This is a genomic window from Curtobacterium sp. MCPF17_051 (genome assembly GCF_003234595.1).
Lineage (GTDB): Bacteria > Actinomycetota > Actinomycetes > Actinomycetales > Microbacteriaceae > Curtobacterium > Curtobacterium flaccumfaciens.
Genome location: NZ_QKSE01000036.1, coordinates 1 through 647, shown reverse-complemented (window position 1 = coordinate 647; position 647 = coordinate 1). Strand labels below are relative to the sequence as shown.

At 69.1% G+C, this 647-nt stretch carries 1 protein-coding gene; it reads left to right on the top strand.

Annotation, left to right across the window (positions count from 1 at the left end):
* Positions 1-18: 18 nt before the first annotated feature.
* The coding region (locus DEJ35_RS16925; RefSeq protein WP_111193211.1) for a hypothetical protein at positions 19-647 on the top strand (629 nt) is incomplete at its 3' end.

The window sequence follows — 647 nt, the reverse complement described above, 5'->3', positions numbered from 1 at the left end:
AGCAAAGGAATGATCACGATGCGTAAGAGCCTCAAGACCTCCATCACCCTCGCCACGACCGGCGCCCTCGTCCTCGGCGGTGCCGCGTTCGGGATCTCCTCCGCACAGGCCGCCACCCCGAACGTGCACACGGTGTCCTCGTCGTCCGAGTCGAAGATCCCCGCACCCGTCGCCTCGGTCCCCGAGGTCCTCGGCGGCTCCACCGCCGTGAAGCTCGACTCCGGCTTCACCGACGCCCTCACCGCCCTCAAGCTCACCCCCGGCGTCTCCGGCGACGCGACCCTCGCCGACGGGTCGGTGTCGTTCCCGATCACCGCCGGGTCGGTCACCTACTGGTCCCCGGACGGCAACTACCGCCCCTACGTGCAGGGCCTGCTGAACCACGACGACTCGGGCCTGACCCTGAAGGCCGGCGACACCACCGTCACGCTGGAGAACTTCGTCGTGAACCCGGGCTCGTCCAAGCTCTACGGCGACGTCCTCGTCAACGGCAAGGTCGCCGCGGCCAACGCGTTCCTGTTCGAGCTGCACGGCGGCTCGCTCAAGCCCCTCCAGCTCGAGGGCGACAACGCCATCCTGACCGGCACCACCGTCCACGTCTCGGAGGACGCCGCCGGCCTGCTGAACAAGACCTTCGGCACCGACGC